General features: G+C 38.7%; 12 protein-coding genes and 1 pseudogene. 2 read left to right on the forward strand and 11 right to left on the reverse strand.

Annotated features, from left to right (window positions below; translation table 11 throughout):
* Positions 1-33: 33 nt before the first annotated feature.
* From phoR to AB8618_RS12670, 7 genes are all read right to left on the reverse strand, one after another.
* Complete coding sequence (gene phoR, locus AB8618_RS12640; RefSeq protein ID WP_413400728.1) at positions 34-1380, reverse strand: phosphate regulon sensor histidine kinase PhoR; 1347 nt, start codon at positions 1378-1380, stop codon at positions 34-36.
* 95 nt (positions 1381-1475) lie between these two features.
* On the reverse strand, positions 1476-2165 hold the full coding sequence (gene phoB / locus AB8618_RS12645; RefSeq protein WP_008111196.1) for a phosphate regulon transcriptional regulator PhoB: 690 nt from the start codon (positions 2163-2165) through the stop codon (positions 1476-1478).
* Between the two features lie 639 nt (positions 2166-2804).
* Positions 2805-3869, reverse strand: a complete 1065-nt coding sequence (gene fba / locus AB8618_RS12650) for a class II fructose-bisphosphate aldolase (RefSeq protein ID WP_008111197.1) — start codon at positions 3867-3869, stop codon at positions 2805-2807.
* 211 nt (positions 3870-4080) lie between these two features.
* Positions 4081-5256 carry a phosphoglycerate kinase gene (locus tag AB8618_RS12655; RefSeq protein ID WP_413400729.1) on the reverse strand — a complete coding sequence of 392 codons (1176 nt, stop codon included), beginning with the start codon at positions 5254-5256 and terminating at the stop codon, positions 4081-4083.
* Between the two features lie 43 nt (positions 5257-5299).
* Positions 5300-6313, reverse strand: a complete 1014-nt coding sequence (gene epd / locus AB8618_RS12660) for an erythrose-4-phosphate dehydrogenase (RefSeq protein ID WP_413400731.1) — start codon at positions 6311-6313, stop codon at positions 5300-5302.
* Between the two features lie 173 nt (positions 6314-6486).
* Positions 6487-6741, reverse strand: a complete 255-nt coding sequence (locus AB8618_RS12665) for a hypothetical protein (RefSeq protein ID WP_409423806.1) — start codon at positions 6739-6741, stop codon at positions 6487-6489.
* A gap of 15 nt (positions 6742-6756) precedes the next feature.
* A complete protein-coding gene (locus AB8618_RS12670; RefSeq protein ID WP_409423807.1) occupies positions 6757-7479 on the reverse strand; it encodes an SIMPL domain-containing protein in 723 nt (240 codons plus the stop codon).
* A 124-nt stretch (positions 7480-7603) separates the two neighbouring features.
* Between AB8618_RS12670 and AB8618_RS12675 the strand changes: the two genes are divergently transcribed.
* Positions 7604-10603, forward strand: coding sequence for a pentapeptide repeat-containing protein (locus AB8618_RS12675; protein WP_409423808.1), 3000 nt, complete (start codon positions 7604-7606; stop codon positions 10601-10603).
* 21 nt (positions 10604-10624) lie between these two features.
* On the opposite strand, the gene AB8618_RS12680 is transcribed toward AB8618_RS12675, so the two are convergent.
* From AB8618_RS12680 to AB8618_RS12695, 4 genes are all read right to left on the reverse strand, one after another.
* A complete protein-coding gene (locus AB8618_RS12680) occupies positions 10625-11251 on the reverse strand; it encodes an exonuclease domain-containing protein (RefSeq protein ID WP_413400732.1) in 627 nt (208 codons plus the stop codon).
* A gap of 5 nt (positions 11252-11256) precedes the next feature.
* Positions 11257-13095: a DUF294 nucleotidyltransferase-like domain-containing protein gene (locus AB8618_RS12685; RefSeq protein WP_413400733.1), complete on the reverse strand. Its 1839-nt coding sequence runs from the start codon at positions 13093-13095 to the stop codon at positions 11257-11259.
* 139 nt (positions 13096-13234) lie between these two features.
* A complete protein-coding gene (locus tag AB8618_RS12690) occupies positions 13235-14959 on the reverse strand; it encodes a sodium:solute symporter family protein (protein ID WP_109874178.1) in 1725 nt (574 codons plus the stop codon).
* Between the two features lie 10 nt (positions 14960-14969).
* A complete protein-coding gene (locus AB8618_RS12695) occupies positions 14970-15233 on the reverse strand; it encodes a DUF4212 domain-containing protein (RefSeq protein ID WP_008464847.1) in 264 nt (87 codons plus the stop codon).
* A gap of 459 nt (positions 15234-15692) precedes the next feature.
* Between AB8618_RS12695 and AB8618_RS12700 the strand changes: the two are divergent.
* A pseudogene (locus AB8618_RS12700) lies at positions 15693-19132 on the forward strand (PAS-domain containing protein).
* Positions 19133-19167: the final 35 nt, after the last annotated feature.

The raw sequence follows: 19167 nt of genomic DNA on the forward strand, positions 1-19167 counted from the left end.
CTCTAAAGTGAGTACATGACAATGGTGTGACTCTTAAATGACACTTTTATGACTAGCTGTATTACTCGCGACTAACGGCGAAATAGCGATAAGTCTATCGCTTGAAAACGCGAAAGAAAAACAAGAACCTTTACCCAGTTCACTGTGAATTTTTAATTGACTACCGTGGCGAGTAAGTACATGTTTAGTAATTGCCAAACCAAGCCCAGAGCCACCTGTGGTACGGCTTCTGGCTTTATCTACTCGATAAAAACGCTCAGTTAAGCGGTTAATATGCTCAGGCGCAATACCATCACCATTATCGGTAACACTAAAGCATGCTTGTTCATTGTTGCGCTGCCAAAGCACCTCTATTTTACCGCCTGGTTTAGTATAATGAATGGCATTAAATACTAAATTTGAAAATGCACTTCTAAGTTCATCCTCAGCACCGGTAATATCAAGTGACGCATCAATCTTAAAAATAAGTTGATGACTTTTGTCTTGATTAATAGATTTCGCCTCTGTTTCAATTAAATTTAATAATCGTGGCACATTCACCGCTTTGTCATTACTGTGTTGCTTTCCCCCTTCGATGCGCGATAACGACAACAGCTGATTCACCAAGCTATCCATTCGTTTACATTGCTCTAGCATAGTGGTTTGAGCTTTATTCCACATTGCAGGCGGTGGGAGTGAATCACTATCGAGCATTTCAAGGTAGCCGGTAACAACTGTTAAAGGGGTTCTGAGCTCATGAGAGACGTTTGCTACAAAGTCTTTACGCATTTGTTCAAGTTGCTTTAAGCGAGTAACATCGCGTACCACTACCAACAACTGTGTATTAGCATAGGGCATCACCCTAAATTCAAGAACTTGCTCAACACTGTGGCCACTTTCAAGCTCCAATGCATCGCTAAACTCTTTTCGGCGCATATATTTAGCAAATTTAGGATCGCGAATTAAGTTATCTAAGCGCTGACCATGATCAACCGGCCACTGTAACCCTAATACTTTGAGTGCAAGCTGATTACACCACACAATTGATAAGTCGTTTTGTAGCACAACAACGGCATCGGGTACGGCCTCAGCGCCGTCGCGAAAACGCCGTATCAGTTCTGCCAGTTCATTACGCTTTTTACGATTGCGATGTTGCAGCTGGTAAATACCTTCAAATACTTGCTCCCACGACCCCTCCCCTTCAGGCGGATTAAAACTGCGTTGATTATGCAGCCAGTCACTTAAGCGATAAAGCTGATGGTAATGCCACATAAGTAGCGAAAAAGCGCCCAAAAACAACATCAAAAATGGGGCACCAATAAGCACCCCAATTAAAAGCAAAGGTATAAAATAGACAAACAGCCGTTTGGTTAACGCCTGCTTGTTAATAACTCGATACATACACGCTCTTTACCTTATAAACGCTAGCAGATAGTTTGACTATGCTAGGTTAATAGATTGCTACTTAACTTAGTAAGCTTAATTATAAAGCACAACTATAATTTACTCGAAAAGCGATAACCAGCTCCGCGTACCGTTTGTACTAATCGGTCATGCCCAAGCGTAGCAATCGCTTTACGCAAGCGACGGATATGAACATCTACAGTTCTATCTTCAACATAGACATTAGTACCCCATACATGATCAAGTAATTGCTCTCGGCTATATACACGCTCTGGATGGGTCATAAAAAAGTGTAACAGTCGAAATTCCGTTGGTCCCATATCAAGCTCACTGCCACCTGAAGTCACACGATGCGAAATAGGATCTAAACGCAAACCATGTACTTCAATGGCCTCTTCAAGTGAGGTCGGAGCAACACGACGAATAACCGCTTTAATACGCGCCATTAACTCTTTAGGTGAAAACGGCTTAGTAACGTAATCATCAGCACCGACCTCTAAACCGCGTATTTTATCTTCTTCTTCGCCGCGAGCTGTCAGCATAATGATAGGTATTTGGCGTGTGTGTTCATTTTGTTTGAATTTTTTAGCGATTTGAATTCCACTACCGCCAGGTAGCATCCAATCAAGTAACACCATATCTGGATAAGGTTCAACCATTGCAGATATTGCAGAATCATAATCTTCTGCCTCAATGGCTTGAAACCCATTTTGTTCTAAAACAAAAACCAACATTTCCCTGATAGGTGCTTCGTCATCAACGACTAATACTTTACGTGACATTCCAATTTATCTCTTAGGCTATTGAGTAGGTTTCATTATTATGACTAAGTATGACATTTTTATTAAAGTGTAACGTGGAAATCAAAATGAGCGTAAAAAAAACACAAAATAGTGACAAAAAATTAAATATGTCACCTTTGCATCATCATAAGCTGTAAATAAAAAAGCGGTTTAAAGTATAAATAGCTTAATAACTGCGCGTAGTTTTAATATTATTTATGAGATCATCAAATTACTAAGCGACGAGTTTTAACAGCTATATTTTTAGTCTGATCATAAAAGCCGACTGCGCCACGACACTATTTAGATCAGCTTTATTAAGATCTTAAATATCAGGATCAGAGTTTTATCAAGCAGATCCCTTTACGGATCACTATTTTACCCACTACTAAAGCTAAACCAATGATTTTTTGTATGATTTTCATTCTATCATTGCGCTTTCCGATGCCTAAATGAGTAAAACAAGCTCATTTTAGCGCTTTAGTTAGTAAAGTAATGATCCCAGATGAGACCAGTTAGTAATCGAGTGATCCCAAATTAATAACTAGGTAAAATACTGATCCCCCACAGATCAAAAAAGCCAGTGCATAGGCAACTGGCTTTTATAATGAGTGCGAGAGTATCGCTATTATTGGCTCATTACTTTATTTTTGGGTTTAGCTCACCGCTTAAGTATTTAAGGTGCATTTCATCCAATGAAATTGGCTTAATTTTACTTGCTTGGCCTGCAGTACCAAACGCTTCGTAACGGGCAATACAAATATCAGTCATCGCTTGCGTTGCAGCAGCTAAGAACTTACGTGGGTCGAAGTTAGACGGGTTCATTGCTAAATGACGGCGAATTGCACCGGTAGACGCTAAACGTAAGTCGGTATCAATGTTCACCTTACGCACACCGTATTTAATACCTTCAACAATTTGCTCAACTGGCACACCGTAAGTTTCTGGGATCTCACCACCGTATTGGTTGATCACTTCTAACCACTCTTGTGGAACAGAAGACGAACCATGCATTACTAAATGCGTGTTTGGTATACGCGCATGAATTTCTTTAATACGATCAATCGCTAAAATATCGTCGGTTGGTGGACGCGTAAATTTGTAGGCACCGTGTGATGTACCACAGGCAATAGCCAGCGCATCAACATGGGTTTTATTTACAAAATCAGCCGCTTCTTCTGGGTTCGTTAGCATTTGCTCTGTAGTAAGTTTACCCTCAGCGCCAACGCCGTCTTCTTCACCCGCTTCACCAGTTTCAAGTGAACCTAATACACCTAACTCACCCTCAACTGAAACACCACATGCGTGTGCCATTTCAACTGTTTTACGTGTTACATCAACGTTGTAATCGTAGCTTGACGGAGTTTTGCCATCGCTCATTAATGAGCCATCCATCATAACTGATGAAAAACCTAACTGAATTGAACGTTGACATACACCCGGTGACGTACCGTGATCCTGATGCATAACCACGGGGATATGTGGCCATTCTTCAACTGCCGCTAAAATCATATGACGAATAAAAGGTGCACCGGCATACGCACGTGCGCCCGCAGAACCTTGCACAATAACAGGGCTGTTTGTTTTATCAGCCGCTTCCATAATTGCGCGCATTTGCTCTTGGTTATTTACATTAAACGCGGGTACACCGTAACCATGCTCAGCGGCATGATCCAGAAGTTGTCGCATACTGATTAAAGCCATTGGGTATTCTCCAATTTATCGGTAGTTATTTTACTACCTAGTTTGAACGGATTTGTTAGTTTGGCGCAATCACTGCGCCATGAATTAAAAGGCAAATAGCCTAAAATTCATATTATTAACGACTAAATAAAAGTGAGAGGTATTTACTCGTTAATTGTAGCAGATGTGAAATAAGCACATCTGCTTTACGGCTAGCTAATACCCAAAGGTATTATTTAGCGCGTGATTCTAGCATTGCAACTGCAGGTAATTTTTTGCCTTCTAAAAACTCTAAGAACGCACCACCACCTGTAGAAATATACGATACTTTATCACTAATGCCGTACTTATCAATTGCCGCTAGGGTGTCACCACCGCCTGCAATAGAAAATGCTTTCGAATCAGCAATCGCTTTTGCAATGGCACGTGTACCATTACCAAATTGATCAAACTCAAACACACCCACTGGGCCATTCCATACAACAGTGCCCGCATTAGCAATAATTTTTGCAAGTTGATTAGCAGTATCAGGGCCAATATCAAAAATCATATCTTCGCTGTTGACTTCACTTACATCTTTAAGTGTTGCTACAGCTGACTCTGAAAACTCATTACCTACAACAACATCTGTGGGTACCGGTATTTCGCCATCGTTGGCTTTCGCCGCAGCGCATAAACGATTTGCTTCATCCATTAAATCAGCTTCATAAAGTGACTTACCTACAGGATGGCCAGCAGCGGCAATAAAGGTATTGGCAATACCACCACCGGTAACAAGCTGATCAACAATTTTAGACAATGAATCAAGTACCGTTAATTTAGTGGATACTTTAGAGCCACCCACAATTGCTACTAACGGACGAGCTGGGTTATCAAGTGCTTTACCTAATGCTTCTAGTTCAGCCGATAATAATGGACCAGCACACGCTACATCAGCAAACAGACCCACACCATGGGTTGAAGCTTGTGCGCGATGTGCAGTACCAAAGGCATCCATTACGTAAACGTCACATAATGCAGCTAATTGCTTTGATAAGGCTTCGTCGTCTTTTTTCTCGCCTTTATTAAAACGCACGTTTTCAAAAACAACCACTTCGCTATCTGCAACATCAACGCCGTTTAAGTAATCTTTTTCTAGGCGAACAGTTTGCTCAAGTGCATCATTTAAGTAATCAACAACGGGGGCTAATGAAAATTCGTCTTCGTATTGCCCTTCCGTAGGACGGCCTAGGTGTGACATAACCATCACTTTTGCACCTTTTTCTAGCGCAAGTTTGATAGTAGGTAGTGCAGCACGAATACGTGCGTCTGACGTCACTTTACCTGCTTTAACGGGTACATTTAAATCTTCACGAATTAATACACGCTTGCCGTTTAAATCTAAATCTGCCATTTTTATGACCGACATGAACATCTCCTTAGTTAACGATACTGAACCTGAAATTAAAATATTACTTAAATGCCATCATAGCACGCGCGGTATCAAGCATGCGATTCGCAAATCCCCACTCGTTATCACACCAAACTAATAACTTTATCAGGCGTTTATGACTAACACGTGTCTGTGTGCCATCAATAATACAAGAATGGGGATCGTGATTAAAATCAACCGATACCAGCGGCTCTTCGGTGTAACTTAAAATACCCTCAAGCCTATCTTTAGCTTGTGCTTTAAGCGCACTATTAACCGCACTTAAATCTACATCGGTATTTACCGTGACACTTAAATCCATGGCGGTCACATTAATAGTCGGTACACGAACGGCAATGGCCTCAAAGCGGCCTTTAAATTTAGGTAAAATACGGTCGATACCACGGGCTAACTTTGTGTCTACCGGAATAATAGATTGGCTGGCGGCACGAGTTCGGCGTAAATCATGGTGATACGCATCAATCACTTGCTGATCGTTCATTGACGCATGAATAGTTGTAATAGCGCCAGATTCAATACCAAAGGCATCATCGAGTACTTTAATAACAGGAACAACGCAGTTGGTGGTACACGAACCATTAGAGACGATAGTATGCTCGTTTTTCAACTCATCGTCGTTTATGCCATACACAATAGTCGCATCTACATCATTATCAGCAGGGTGCGAAAACAACACTTTTTTAGCACCTGCGGCAATATGTAACTGTGCATGCTCACGTGAGTGATACACGCCGGTACATTCAAGTACCACGTCAACACCTAGCGTTTGCCACGGTAATTCAACTGGATTTTCTTCACAAAATAACGCAATGGTGTCATCAGCAACGCTGATAGTGTCTTCACCTAGTTTAACTGGGAAGCTAAAGCGACCATGAGAGGTGTCGTATTTTAATAAATGGGCAATAGCTTCAGGGTCGGCTAGTTCGTTAATCGCAACAATTTTAATCTCGTCGCTTAAGCCTGATTCGTATAGTGCGCGGACAATATTTCGACCAATACGACCAAAACCATTAATTGCAAGTTTGATTGCCATGAAATATAAAATCCACTCTAGTTACGTACAGAGAAAGGCAGCGTCGCCTTTTAGATGGCGGTATTGTAATCGACCTTGGGTCTGATTATAAGAGCCAAGCATTAGAAACTTTGAATTAACATTTAAAAAGTGCCCATTAGAATCCTTTGTTTAAGCAACATATTAACGCTTGTTCAAAAGCCACCGCCAATATTTGTGCTATCTCCTGCACCTCCACCAAAGCTTTTAGGCACGTTTACACTCCTATCTTGCGTACGATAAAATAGCCACAGACCAATTGCTGCAAACAACGGAATTAACCATACTAATAGTATTTGAGCGGCTTTTTGAAACACTTCTAAGTCATCTCGCTTTATCAAAAACACACTCACTATTACATTCAGTAACGCAATAACACCAAATCCAATATATAAATAGTTTAATTCCATTGTGTGTCCTCATTGTTATTTTATTTCTAAGTCAAACACTACACTTATTGATGATGTAAAAATTATTGTTTCATCCACATACCGCACCTGTTCGAATGGATTTGAGTTAGCACCCGAGCCTGAAAAAATAAAACTCTTTACGTTATTTGTAGGGTATCTTTGATGATTAGCAGTTGAATTAATACTATAAACTTTTCCAAGTTCAGCGCCAAATGCTTCAGCAAGTATGCTTCCCTTAGCTTTGGCGTTATCTATTGCTGCTTGTGTTGCTTTTGCCTCTAATTTAGATCCTTTTGAAGATAAGCTTTCAATTTCCATAACATTATTTATTTTTACGCTTTGTGCAAATTCAATAAAATCATCTGTTCTTTCAATTTCTTTTAACGTTACTTTAATTCTTTTTCGCGCTAGGTACCTTTCACCTGAAACGGTACCTGTTTCTATACCAATCATATTATTTATATGACTTGTTAAACCAGAGATAAAAATATCGCCTTGCTCAATGCCATATTTATCTGCTCCTTTGATTAGCAAATTAACTCGGTTATCAACGTCACGTTTCGCCTCAAGCAACGTATCTTTAGTGCTTATTACTTCAAAAGAAATGTTAGCCATATCAGGCACTGCCAATATCTCAGCAGTACCTTGCACTGCAATATGACGATTAGCAGGTAAGCTTGAATTAGCAAAAGTGATGAGTGGGAATAAGGTTAAGAAAATAGCAGTGATGAGTTTCATATTACTCCCTAATACAATGTAAATTAATACTTTTAATATTGAAAAGCTAAAGATATAGTCATTACATAACCTGTTATTATGTGTAACTTAGTCAATTAAACCTTAATTACCAATGGAAAGAAACATGGACAAACAAAAAGTTGAAAGGATATTTAGTTGTATTCCTATGGCACTTAAAAATATTACAGGTTATTTCAAAAATAATTTCAATGAATCAGGGCAAGAGATAATAAATAATGCAAATGGCACAATTGCAGTAGTTATAAAGCTACTAGCTAAAGAAAAAATAGACCTTTATTTTGAAAAACTAGATGACAACAAACTTAACAATTTTGGAATAAATACTTATATAAAAGCCTCTTTGAACCAACTAAGCCTGTCTTTGCAAGAGCATCAGGGGGATTTAACAAATGATTCGTTCACTAAAGAAACTGACTTATATAGTATTTTTGAATTCGATAATAGTGATGTCAAAACTGAAAACCTAATTAATTTATTTTCTCCAAAATATCACCCAGCTATTGATGCAACTAAAATAAAAACAAAAGTACTATTAAGCCATTTAGGGGAAGAAACAAGAGTTATAAATAAAGTAATTCACCACTTTAATAATAATATAGAAAAAACCGTTGAACTTGAATTCGGTGAAGTATATGAAAAACACCTTGAGGAGATTAATGCTCTTCGCGTTCATGAAAATGAAGCTAAGATTTTATATGACACATTTAAATTAAAAGATATTGGGTTTCAAGATAATGAAGACTTACTTTACGAAGAAACTTTTGCTTATTGGCAGCCAATCACAGAACTAAACAAATCATCAAAAATCAGCGATTTAAGCTACAAAGAAATTATCAAAAAAGAAAAAAGCCTCGAACCAATAACTGAACTTATTAACCAAAATTATGAATGTGAAACTAATGATATAAATAGGATAACTTTTATAGTAGCTGATTTTGGAAAGGGGAAGTCAGTATTTCTAAAATATCACGCGGCTGAATTAGCAAAAAAATATTCAGAAACTAAAGATGGTTATTTTCCCATATATTTTAACCTCAGAAACTTTTCAAACTACCAATCAGAAGGTAAATTAGGAGTAATTGATGACTTTTTACAAACCGATTATGGTATTAAAATTGAAGATAAATACTTTAAAAGTAAAAAGTATCTATTCCTAATTGATTCTTTAGATGAAAGTGGGGAGTTAACAAAAACAGCTATAGATAAAGTTGTTTCTTCAATAAAGTCAATTCAAAACTTAGATAAATCTATATGTAGAAAAAATAGAATAATAATAAGTTCTAGACCTTTCCCTGATGGTTTAGAGGAGCAACTTAAAAAACATGAACCTTTTACAAGAAAAGTAAAAAATCTAAACAAAGATCTCCCCCACTATATTAATTTATACGGTTTTACAGCTAAACAATTTAATCATTGGCTAAAGCACTCATTAAGTAAAACTACGCCACTAATATCAGATGATATACATAAGAAACTATTTGATGAGGGTACATTGTCTATCGAAGAGTTAAAAAGGCCTATATTTTCTTATATGATTTATCAATTAATGATAAACGATATTAACTTTGAAGACATTGGTAAAATAGGTATATACCTCTCTTTTATAAATTTACTGACAAAAGACGCGAAGCATATAGAAGATTCAGACATCGAAGTTAACTTTTTGGATGAAATTAGGTATAGAAACATTTTGCATTCAATTGCAGCCCTATGGGGATTTCAGAGACAAGATGGTAAACAAGGTATATTGAAAAAGGCTGATATTTGCAGAGTTATTGAAGGGAAATACTCTACTGAAAGTGATATTGATATACTAGATAGATATAAAAACAAAAATGTAACAGAAATAAAGTTCTTATCACACTCTTACTTTGGAGAGAAGGATAATTTACTCCACTTTCATCATCAATCATTTGCTGAAATATTACTCGCAGAATACTATTTAAAGGTATTTATAAAATACTCATTAGACAAAAACACAGATCTTGATATAGCACGAAGCAAACTTAGCATTGGTTATCCAACAGAACAATCTATTTATTTTCTAAAAGATCTTATCGTTTTACTTAAAGAAACAGTAAATAATGATAATAATTCAGAAAAAGTGAAAGAAAAAAGAAAGTTATTAATTCCACTTTTAGCATCATTAGCTCAGGAAGAAAATAACCCGCTTTACTCTAATGATTTATTTTACTCTTGGTTTGCAAATAGTGTAGACGGAGATATAAATAAATATTTATTAGATAATTGGCCTATAAACAATGAAAAGCTAAATAAAATAATAGATTTTTCAATAAAGGTAATTGAGAATAAAAATCAGATATTATTAGCTAAATTCACAGCAGTTACAGCTCTTTTCAATAATGAACTATCTGTATTTAACAATAGCAAAACACGTAACATACCAGCTGATCACGATAAATGGATCGCACTACTGGTAGGTAATTTACTATTTACGGATCAAGAAAAAGAACTCTTTTTTAACAGAAAAATAAAAAATCAAATTCATCTATTTGAAATGATGAAAAATCATAACTCAACATACAGTATAGCAGCACCAAATTGGGCAAAAGAACATTTGATAGGTACATTATTTCACAATAGTGGTTTCGGTAAGTTCAACTGCTCACATATAAACTACAGTGGCATTGATTTCTCTTATTCTGAATTTGAAGGTTTAAGTATGAGATACAGTGATTTTTCTAACTGTAATTTTTCATATTGCAAATTTAAAAATGTTGATATTAGCAATTCGAATTTAAGAGAAGCCATATTTAATAATTTAAGAGACTGTCAAGGTTTACAGATCTTGATGTGTCAACTGGAACAATTTGTAGTCATCCCACATAAATTAACGAACTTACTCAGATATGATAGAAATATTGCATACGGAGAACTAGTTAATTTTGGCAGTGATAAAACTTACCTAAGCGCGGAGGTTCACCTCGTAGCGCCTGAGTTAAAAAATACCCTTTATGGATTACTCAAAGTTGTACTTGATAAAAAACTTACAACTAAAAAAGAAATTAAAAGCTGGTTTCTGTTTGATGAAAGTTCAGATAAGATAAAAGCCAATTTTTATAAGTTTATTGATAAAATATAGCCAGGCTATAGATAAATACGTTTAAGTTAAAAGTTCTGCTACTTTTAGCTCTTTGCCACGGCTTATTTGATGGCACTGGGCTAGCAGTAACTCGGCAGTGGCTTGTGCATCGGTCAGTGCATGATGGCAATGATAGCTTGGTAACTCATAACGTATACGACAGGCATTAAGGGTTAAATCATCTTGTTTTATTTCAGTTGATTGGTTGAGTAAGCGCTTTTTCTCGATGTGAAGGGTGTCGAGTATCAGTTTTGGCCGCGTTGTTATATTGGCATTTTTTAAGGCTATTTTTAAAAAGCCCCAATCGAGCATGGCATTATGAAATACTAAAATGCAGTCACTAAAGTGAGCGCTTAAAGAAATTAAAATACTCTGTAGGCTTTGCCCTTGTGCCACCGATTCAGTACTAATGCCATGAAAAACAGGGCTTTGCTCTAGACTTTTAACCTCTTTATTAACGATATGCTGCGATTGACTGTTTTTGATACATTGATTATCAATCAGTACCCAAGCAACCGAGACAATTTCATGTTGTTTAGGATCAAGCCCTGTTAATTCCAAATCAATCACTAAATAACGTTGCTTCAAAGCACTTTTCGCAAGCAAATGGCGACGCTTTAAGTACCGCGTAATAAGCAGCTTAACCATTATTGTTACAAACTCCCACGCGCAAATTTGAACGCCGCGCCTTGCTGCGCTTGTTTTACTAAGTAAAACGCTTCTTTAAGCTGATGACGTTCTAACGAATTGAGTTTGTCTGGGTTAATACAATTACTAGGTAACCCTTCTTCGTTTATTTGCGTGCGCAGCCGAAGCTGAGTTAAAAATCGCCAACAATCTTTTAAATTATAAATATCTTCTTTGCTTAATAGTGAATACTTTAATAAAGCATCCAACCTCTCTTGGGTGTTAGCACGGCGAATGCCTGCTTTTAATGCATAAAGTCGCGCTAGATCGTTAATGATCACCACCCCGCGCTTTTTAAGATCGATGTACTTATGGTGTTGCTCTGTTTTTTCGGTTTTAAAGTTATTGAATAAACCAATCGGCGCACTGTTAGCGTTAACATCGCTGGCCATTGCCGCATAAAAAAGATCGTTGCGTGAAATATGGGTCAACTCTTCACAAAACTGGCTATAAAGCGTAGTTGAACCTTCAATAAAGCGCAGATCGAAAAAGATTTTACAGTTGAGCATTGCCTGCGGTGTAGGACTGGTGATCCACTTTAAAAACTTCGCCCGCCAATCACTAACACTCATTCGACACGCATCACTGCTAGCCATTATGTTACCGGGGCAACGTCTAATACCGCATTCAACAAGTTGCTCGCAGACAAACTCTCCCATGCTTTTAAAGTAAGCTTGCTGCTCGCTCGTTAAGTCGTTAGGGAGTAATAAGCCGTTATCTTGATCTGAATGTAGAGTTTGCTCTTCGCGCGCTTGAGAGCCAAAACAAATAAAACTAAAACTGGTTGGCGCGGCGCCATGGTGTTGTTGAAATAAAAAAATTAGCCGCGAGGTCAACGCATCGGTTAAACCACTGAGTAACTTTCCGATCAGCGAAATATCATCAATATTATTTGAAAACCCTTTTAATAACTCAGGAATTTCTTTCGCGTAACGTTTTAAATCAGCCACATTATGGGCCTTGTAAATACGACCAATTAGCTGCACTGGGTCGCTTTTTTGTTGGCGTAGTAAGTCTGTACTGGTGATCATTCCTAGCGGTTTGTGGTTTTCGTCAAGCACAGGTAAATGATGAATATTATGCTTAAGCATTAAGTGCAGCGCTGAAAATACGCGGTTATTTTCAAATATAAACTTAGGCTTATTGGTCATAATACTATTGATAGCTTGCGCGGGATCCACTTCATCAGCAAGCACTCGGTTACGTAAATCCCGATCTGTAACTACTCCAACAAGATGCGAATTTTCGGTGATCATCATTGATGAAATCCCATGCTCTTGCATTTGTTTAGCACTATGACGGATGCTGGCATCGGGGGGCAGCGTAATCGCTTTGCGAGTCATGATCTCTGATATTTTACGCTCAGACCAGCTGTCGTTGTTACTTTTATAATGTGATGACAGCAATCGATTAGCATGAGCACGAACAAAGTATTGCTCGAATGCTTTATATTCTCGACGTAAGTAATCAAAATCCGTTTGGTCGAGCATATAGACAATGCCCTCTTTTTGTACTTCTAAACTGTTTTGTATTGAATCTCCCGTCAGTAACGAGGGGTAACCAAAGTAATCACCTTGAGTTAAACGCGTTACCGTATCGCCTTGAGCATCCACTAAATCGTATAACCCGGAACGAATTAAAAATAATTTAGGCTGTTCACTGTTAAGCCATTGCGTTTGGTTTTCTCGGGTCAAATAAATACTATCGAGATGGTTAACAAAATAACTGCAGGCGCTGTCCTGTAACATTGAAAATGGTGCTTGCTTGTTAATAAACTGCGCGACTTCCTGTTGCTCACTACTCATAAATCATCCTCAATAAAAAGCGACTTAACCTGAAATATGGTTATTTAATATAGCGATTATTTAATGTAGTCATTATTTAAACAAATAAAAAGCCCGACTTAAGTCGGGCTTTGATGGGTTATATCATTAGATATATGGATTAGTGAGCATGCGCTTCACTAGACCCTTTAGGATTACGAATACCTTCAACCATTTCTTGAATTTCAACTGGTGTCGGTTGAGTCATTTTCATAACACCTGCAGCTACTGCAAAGTTAATGATCATGCCTACTAAACCAATCCCTTCAGGTGAAATACCTAAGAACCAATTTTCAGGGCTATTAAGCTCTGGGCTCACAAACTTGAAGTAGATGATGTATGCAGCAGTAAAGGTGATACCCGTTACCATGCCTGCAATTGCACCATGTTTATTCATTGATTTAGAGAAAATACCCATAATAATTGCAGGGAAGAAGCTCGCCGCCGCTAAGCCGAAGGCAAAGGCAACAACCGAGGCCACAAATCCTGGCGGGTTAATCCCAAAGTAAGCGGATATTACAATAGCAATCATCGCTGCCAACCTCGCTGCAAGTAATTCTTGCTTGTCGGTTATATCCGGTTTAAGTGTCCGTTTAAGTAAATCGTGCGATACTGAGGTTGAAATAACCAATAGTAAGCCCGCTGTAGTCGATAGTGCCGCGGCAATACCACCTGCTGCAACGAGTGCAATAACCCAGGCTGGTAAGTCGGCTATTTCAGGATTCGCTAGTACCATAATATCGCGGTCAACATTTACTTCGTTTGCGCTATTAGGGTCAGTGATTTTACCTGATGTGTAGAACATTTTGCCGTCACCATTTTTATCATTAAAGGTGATTAGGCCTGTGCGTTCCCAGTTTTTGATCCAAGCTGGTGCCTCTGCATACGCTGTACCACTTCCGTCTTTACCATTAATTGTATCAATCATGTTTACACGGGCAAACGAAGCTACTGCAGGTGCTGTTGTGTAAACAATAGCAATAAACACCAGTGTCCATGCTGCTGAAATACGTGTGTCTTTAACGCGAGGAACAGTGAAAAAGCGAACAATTACGTGTGGTAAGCCGGCTGTACCCACCATAAGAGCACCTGTGATTGCAAATACATCAATCATGCTCTTTGAGCCTTCAGTGTATTGGCCAAATCCAAGCTCGGTACTTAAACCATCGAGCTTATCAAGTACATACATACCTGAGCCATCACTTAGCGTGGCACCAAAGCCTGTTTGTGGAAAAAAGTGACCTGTTGCCATCATAGAGATAAAAATAGCCGGTACTAAATAAGCAAATACCAGTACACAATACTGCGCAACTTGCGTGTAAGTAATACCTTTCATGCCACCAAGTACGGCATAGAAGAAAACAATGATCATACCGATATAAACACCGGTTTCAATTTCAACTTCTAAGAAGCGAGAGAACACTACACCAACACCACGCATTTGACCCGCAATGTAAGTAAAACAAATAAAGATGGCACATAAAATAGCCACTAAACGCGCAGTACGTGAGTAGTAACGGTCACCGATAAAGTCTGGCACGGTAAACTTGCCGAATTTACGTAAGTAAGGCGCTAAACACATAGCCAGTAGTACATAACCACCGGTCCACCCCATTAAGTAAACACTTCCGTCGTAACCCGCAAACGAGATAATACCCGCCATTGAAATGAATGACGCAGCACTCATCCAATCCGCAGCAGTTGCCATACCATTGGCTAGTGGAGGTACACCACCACCAGCAACGTAGAATTCATTTGTGGACCCAGCTCGAGCCCAAATTGCAATACCGATATAAAGCGCAAAGCTTAAACCGACAATTATAAATGTGAGTATTTGAACATCCATTGACTAGCTCCTATTCGTCTACGCCATATTTTTTATCTAACGTATTCATTTTGAAAACGTACACAAAAATCAAAGCCACAAAGGTATAAATCGCGCCTTGCTGGGCGAACCAGAAGCCAAGTTTAAACCCAAAAAAACGTACTTCATTAAGTACATCAACCAGTAATATGCCAAAGCCAAAAGAGACCACAAACCATACTGCTAATAATTTAAACAGTAATGAAATGTTTTCTGCCCAATAAGCTTTTGCTTGTTCTTCATTTTTAAAAGCCATTTTTATTTTCCCCTTTAAACATCACGATTGTGATGGGTGGTTTTTTATATTCGTTAACCAATTTAGCAATGCAATTCAAATATTGAATTGCGACAATAGTCGTAACAACATATTAACGTTTCCGTAAACTGCGCATGATCAATTAATAAACAACTCATGAACCACTTAAATTTCAGTAGCTTAATAGATTTTTATTGCTCAAGCTTTTAGCCAAATTAAAACAAACCGTGGGAATAAGACATTAGTCTAACTAAATAGACAAAAACAAATTAACCCTTAAATATCATAGTTTTATTTTATTTATAGATAACATAAACAAAATGTATACCCCCTACTTTATTTGCAGCTAGGTATTGTTAATAAGCAAACTACTTCAAACTCCAACTGGCGCTCGCATCTTGAAATAGTTTGGGTATAGTTATGACAAATTATAAAAACACTCTACGAGGTTAAATAAACATGACAGCTGTACTACTCATTGTTGCCTTTGGCTACATAGGCGTGCTGTTTTGGCTGGCAAATTGGGGTGATAAGACCACCCCACTTGCCAAGCGTATTAGTCATCACCCATTTGTGTATTCATTTGCATTGGGAATTTATTGTACTTCGTGGACTTACTATGGCTCGGTAGGTACCGCTGCTACTAGTAGTTGGAGCTTTTTGCCTATTTTATTAGGACCCGCCTTACTGTTTTTTTCGGCCAAGGCTTTTTACGTAAACTGGTATTGGTGAGTAAAAAACAAAATATCACCACTATTGCCGACTTTATTTCAGCGCGTTACGGCAAACGCCAAACCACTGCAATTATGGTGACCATTATTGCCTTATTGGCCACTATTCCTTACATTGCTTTGCAATTAAAAGCGCTTAGTTCCAGCTTTTTACTTTTGCAAAATAGTAATCAAATATCTGGAGATATTTTGGCGTTATCAGCCACTTTAATGATGGCACTATTTGCTATATTTTTTGGCACGCGCAAAGTTGATGTAACCGAGTACCGCTCAGGCTTAATGCTCGCTGTGGCGTTTGAGTCGCTAATAAAGTTGTTTGCTCTGGCGGCTGTTGCAGGGCTTGCAATATATAGCTTATTTAATTTACCCACAGAGGGTTCTAGCCAAGTTGCCGAGTCAATTTGGCTGCATTGGGCGCAGTTCGACTTTTTTAGCTTTAACTTTATAGGTCAGTCACTAATGGCGGCGGCCGCTATAATTTGTTTGCCAAGGCAGTTTCATGTCACCGTGGTTGATAACCAAGATAAGCGCCATTTATTTACTGCTCGCTGGGCTTTTCCATTGTACTTGTTATTAACCGCAGCAATGATTTTACCTATTGCCACCGCTGCTATTCACCCAGAAATAGGCCGCAGTTTATCCCCAGATAGCTTTGTACTGGCACTGCCTATGCTGCACGATAACGCTTTTTTAACCACCTTTGTGTTTATAGGTGGGCTTTCTGCTGCCACAGCCATGATTGTTGTTGCAACACTTACACTAAGCACCATGATCTCCAACGACGTGGTGCTCCCCTTAATGTTGCGCCGTAAATTTAAACGTAATTTAATCACCACTAGCTACAAATCCCGCATTTTATTAGTACGGCGTTTTACCATTGCTGGGGTGCTTATTTTAGCCTACTTCTATCAGCAATGGTTTGGTAGTGGCAGTGCGCTAGCCAGTATGGGCTTAGTGGCTTTCTCATTAGTGTCACAATTATTGCCTGCTATTGTGGGTGGTTTATATTGGCGAAAAGGTCATGCTTATGGTGTTTATGCTGGGCTACTCGCAGGGGTCATTTGTTGGGTGCTATTTTTGATGTTGCCTATTTTAGAAGCCCCTAACCCACTAGACAGTGAACTGCAACAAACGCTTATAACTAGAGGCACCTTAATCGCATTGTTTGCTAATATTGGCTGTTACATTAGCTTTTCCTTGGGAGCTGAAGAGCGCTTAATCGATAAAATTCAAGCGGCGGCATTTGTTAATCCCAAAGATCAGGCCATTTTATCTCGTCGCTTAAATAAAAACGTAAAAGCCACGGTATACGACTTTAAAATTTTACTGCAAACCTTTTTAGGCATTCAGCGTAGCCAGCAAATTTTATCGCATTACGCACTCCATCATGATTTAAACGACAACAATGCACACCCTCGCGCTGACTTTATTGCCTACTGCGAACGCGCACTGACTGGAGTATTAGGTGCTTCCTCTGCGCAAGCACTTATTCATACAGTATCATCTGGCAAACGGATGGCGTTTGAAGAAGTGGTAAACTTTTTTGATGAAACCACACAAGCACTGCAGTTTAATCAGAACTTACTATTTACCTCACTAGAAAACTTAAGCCACGGACTCTCTGTGGTAGATAAAGATCTTAACCTCGTTGCTTGGAATAAACGCTATAGCGAAATGTTTAACTATCCTGAGGGTTTTTTACAAGTTGGCCAGCCCATTGAAGAAATAATACGGTATAACGCAGAGCGCGGTGAATGCGGCCCAGGTGAAATTGAGCGCCATGTTGATAAGCGGGTTCAGCATTTAAAAAATGGCAGTTCACATCATTTTATTCGCCATCGTCGAAATGGCCAAGTTTACGAAATGATAGGCAACCCACTGCCTGATGGGGGGTTTGTAACGAGTTTTTCTGATATTACTAATCATATTAGTACGCAAAATGCGCTCGAAGAAATTAATATGGACTTAGAAAACCGCATTGAAGCGCGCACCCAAGAAGTGCAAACCATTAATAGTAGCCTGCAAGCACAAATCGATAGTCGCGTACAAACAGAGCAAGCACTTACTTTAGCTAAACGTGAAGCTGAGCAAGCGAATGATAGTAAAACTCGCTTTTTAGCACTGGCCAGCCATGATATTTTACAACCGCTCAATGCGGCACGATTATACTTAGCCGCCATTGATGAAACTCAGTTAGATAGCACCAATAAAAATAACTTTAATAAACTGGGTGATAGCCTAGATTCCACCGTGCATTTAATGTCGGCTTTATTAGAAATTGCCAAGCTAGAGCAAGGGGCAATGACCCCAAATCCTCGACACTTTTACATTGATGATATTTTAGATCCCCTTAAAAGCGAATATGCGATTTTATCGAGCGATAAAGGACTCTCATTTAAAGTACGTTCAAATAAACAAATAGTACACAGCGACATTACTTACTTACGCCGAATACTACAAAACTTACTGTCAAATGCGATTAAATACACCGAAAATGGCCGTGTATTAATTGCTTGTAGAAACAGAAAACACAGTTTACGGATTGAAGTATGGGATACCGGCCCAGGTATTAGCGACATTGAACAAGCAAAAATATTTAACGACTTTTATCGAATTGAAGCGGGCGATAATAAAGGCGTTGGCTTAGGTTTAGGGGTGGTTAAACGTATGGCTGATCTATTAAGCCTGCCGATTGATGTGGTTTCATTACCCAATAAAGGCAGCCGATTTAGCATTGAAGTGCCTTATGGTGATGCGCAATTAGTACAGCAAAAACAAACCAGTCAAAATATAGTCGACAACCGCGCCGCGATAAATATTATTGCCGTTGACGACGACCCTGAAAACCTTGCAGCTATGGCTAGCCTACTGAAGCGCTGGCAGGCAAATTACACCCTATTCGATAAAGTAGACGCGGTGTTAACTTATGCAAAAGAACAGAGAGCACCTGATGTTATTTTAATGGACTATCAGTTAGGTAATGATTGGGATGGCATTACTTTAATTAAAGCGCTACGCGAAATCTGGCAAAGCGATATTCCGGCTATTTTAATTACCGCAGTGCGTGACACTGAGCTAAAACAAACCACCAAAGCCGAAAATATTCATTATCTGAGTAAACCAGTAAAACCTGGTAAGCTTAAAGCACTGCTGAATCACAGCACTTAACGATTAATAAGAGCTTAAGCCCAGTAAGTACTGGG

It is taken from the genome of Pseudoalteromonas sp. RW-H-Ap-1, from assembly GCF_048318575.1.
Lineage (GTDB): Bacteria > Pseudomonadota > Gammaproteobacteria > Enterobacterales > Alteromonadaceae > Pseudoalteromonas.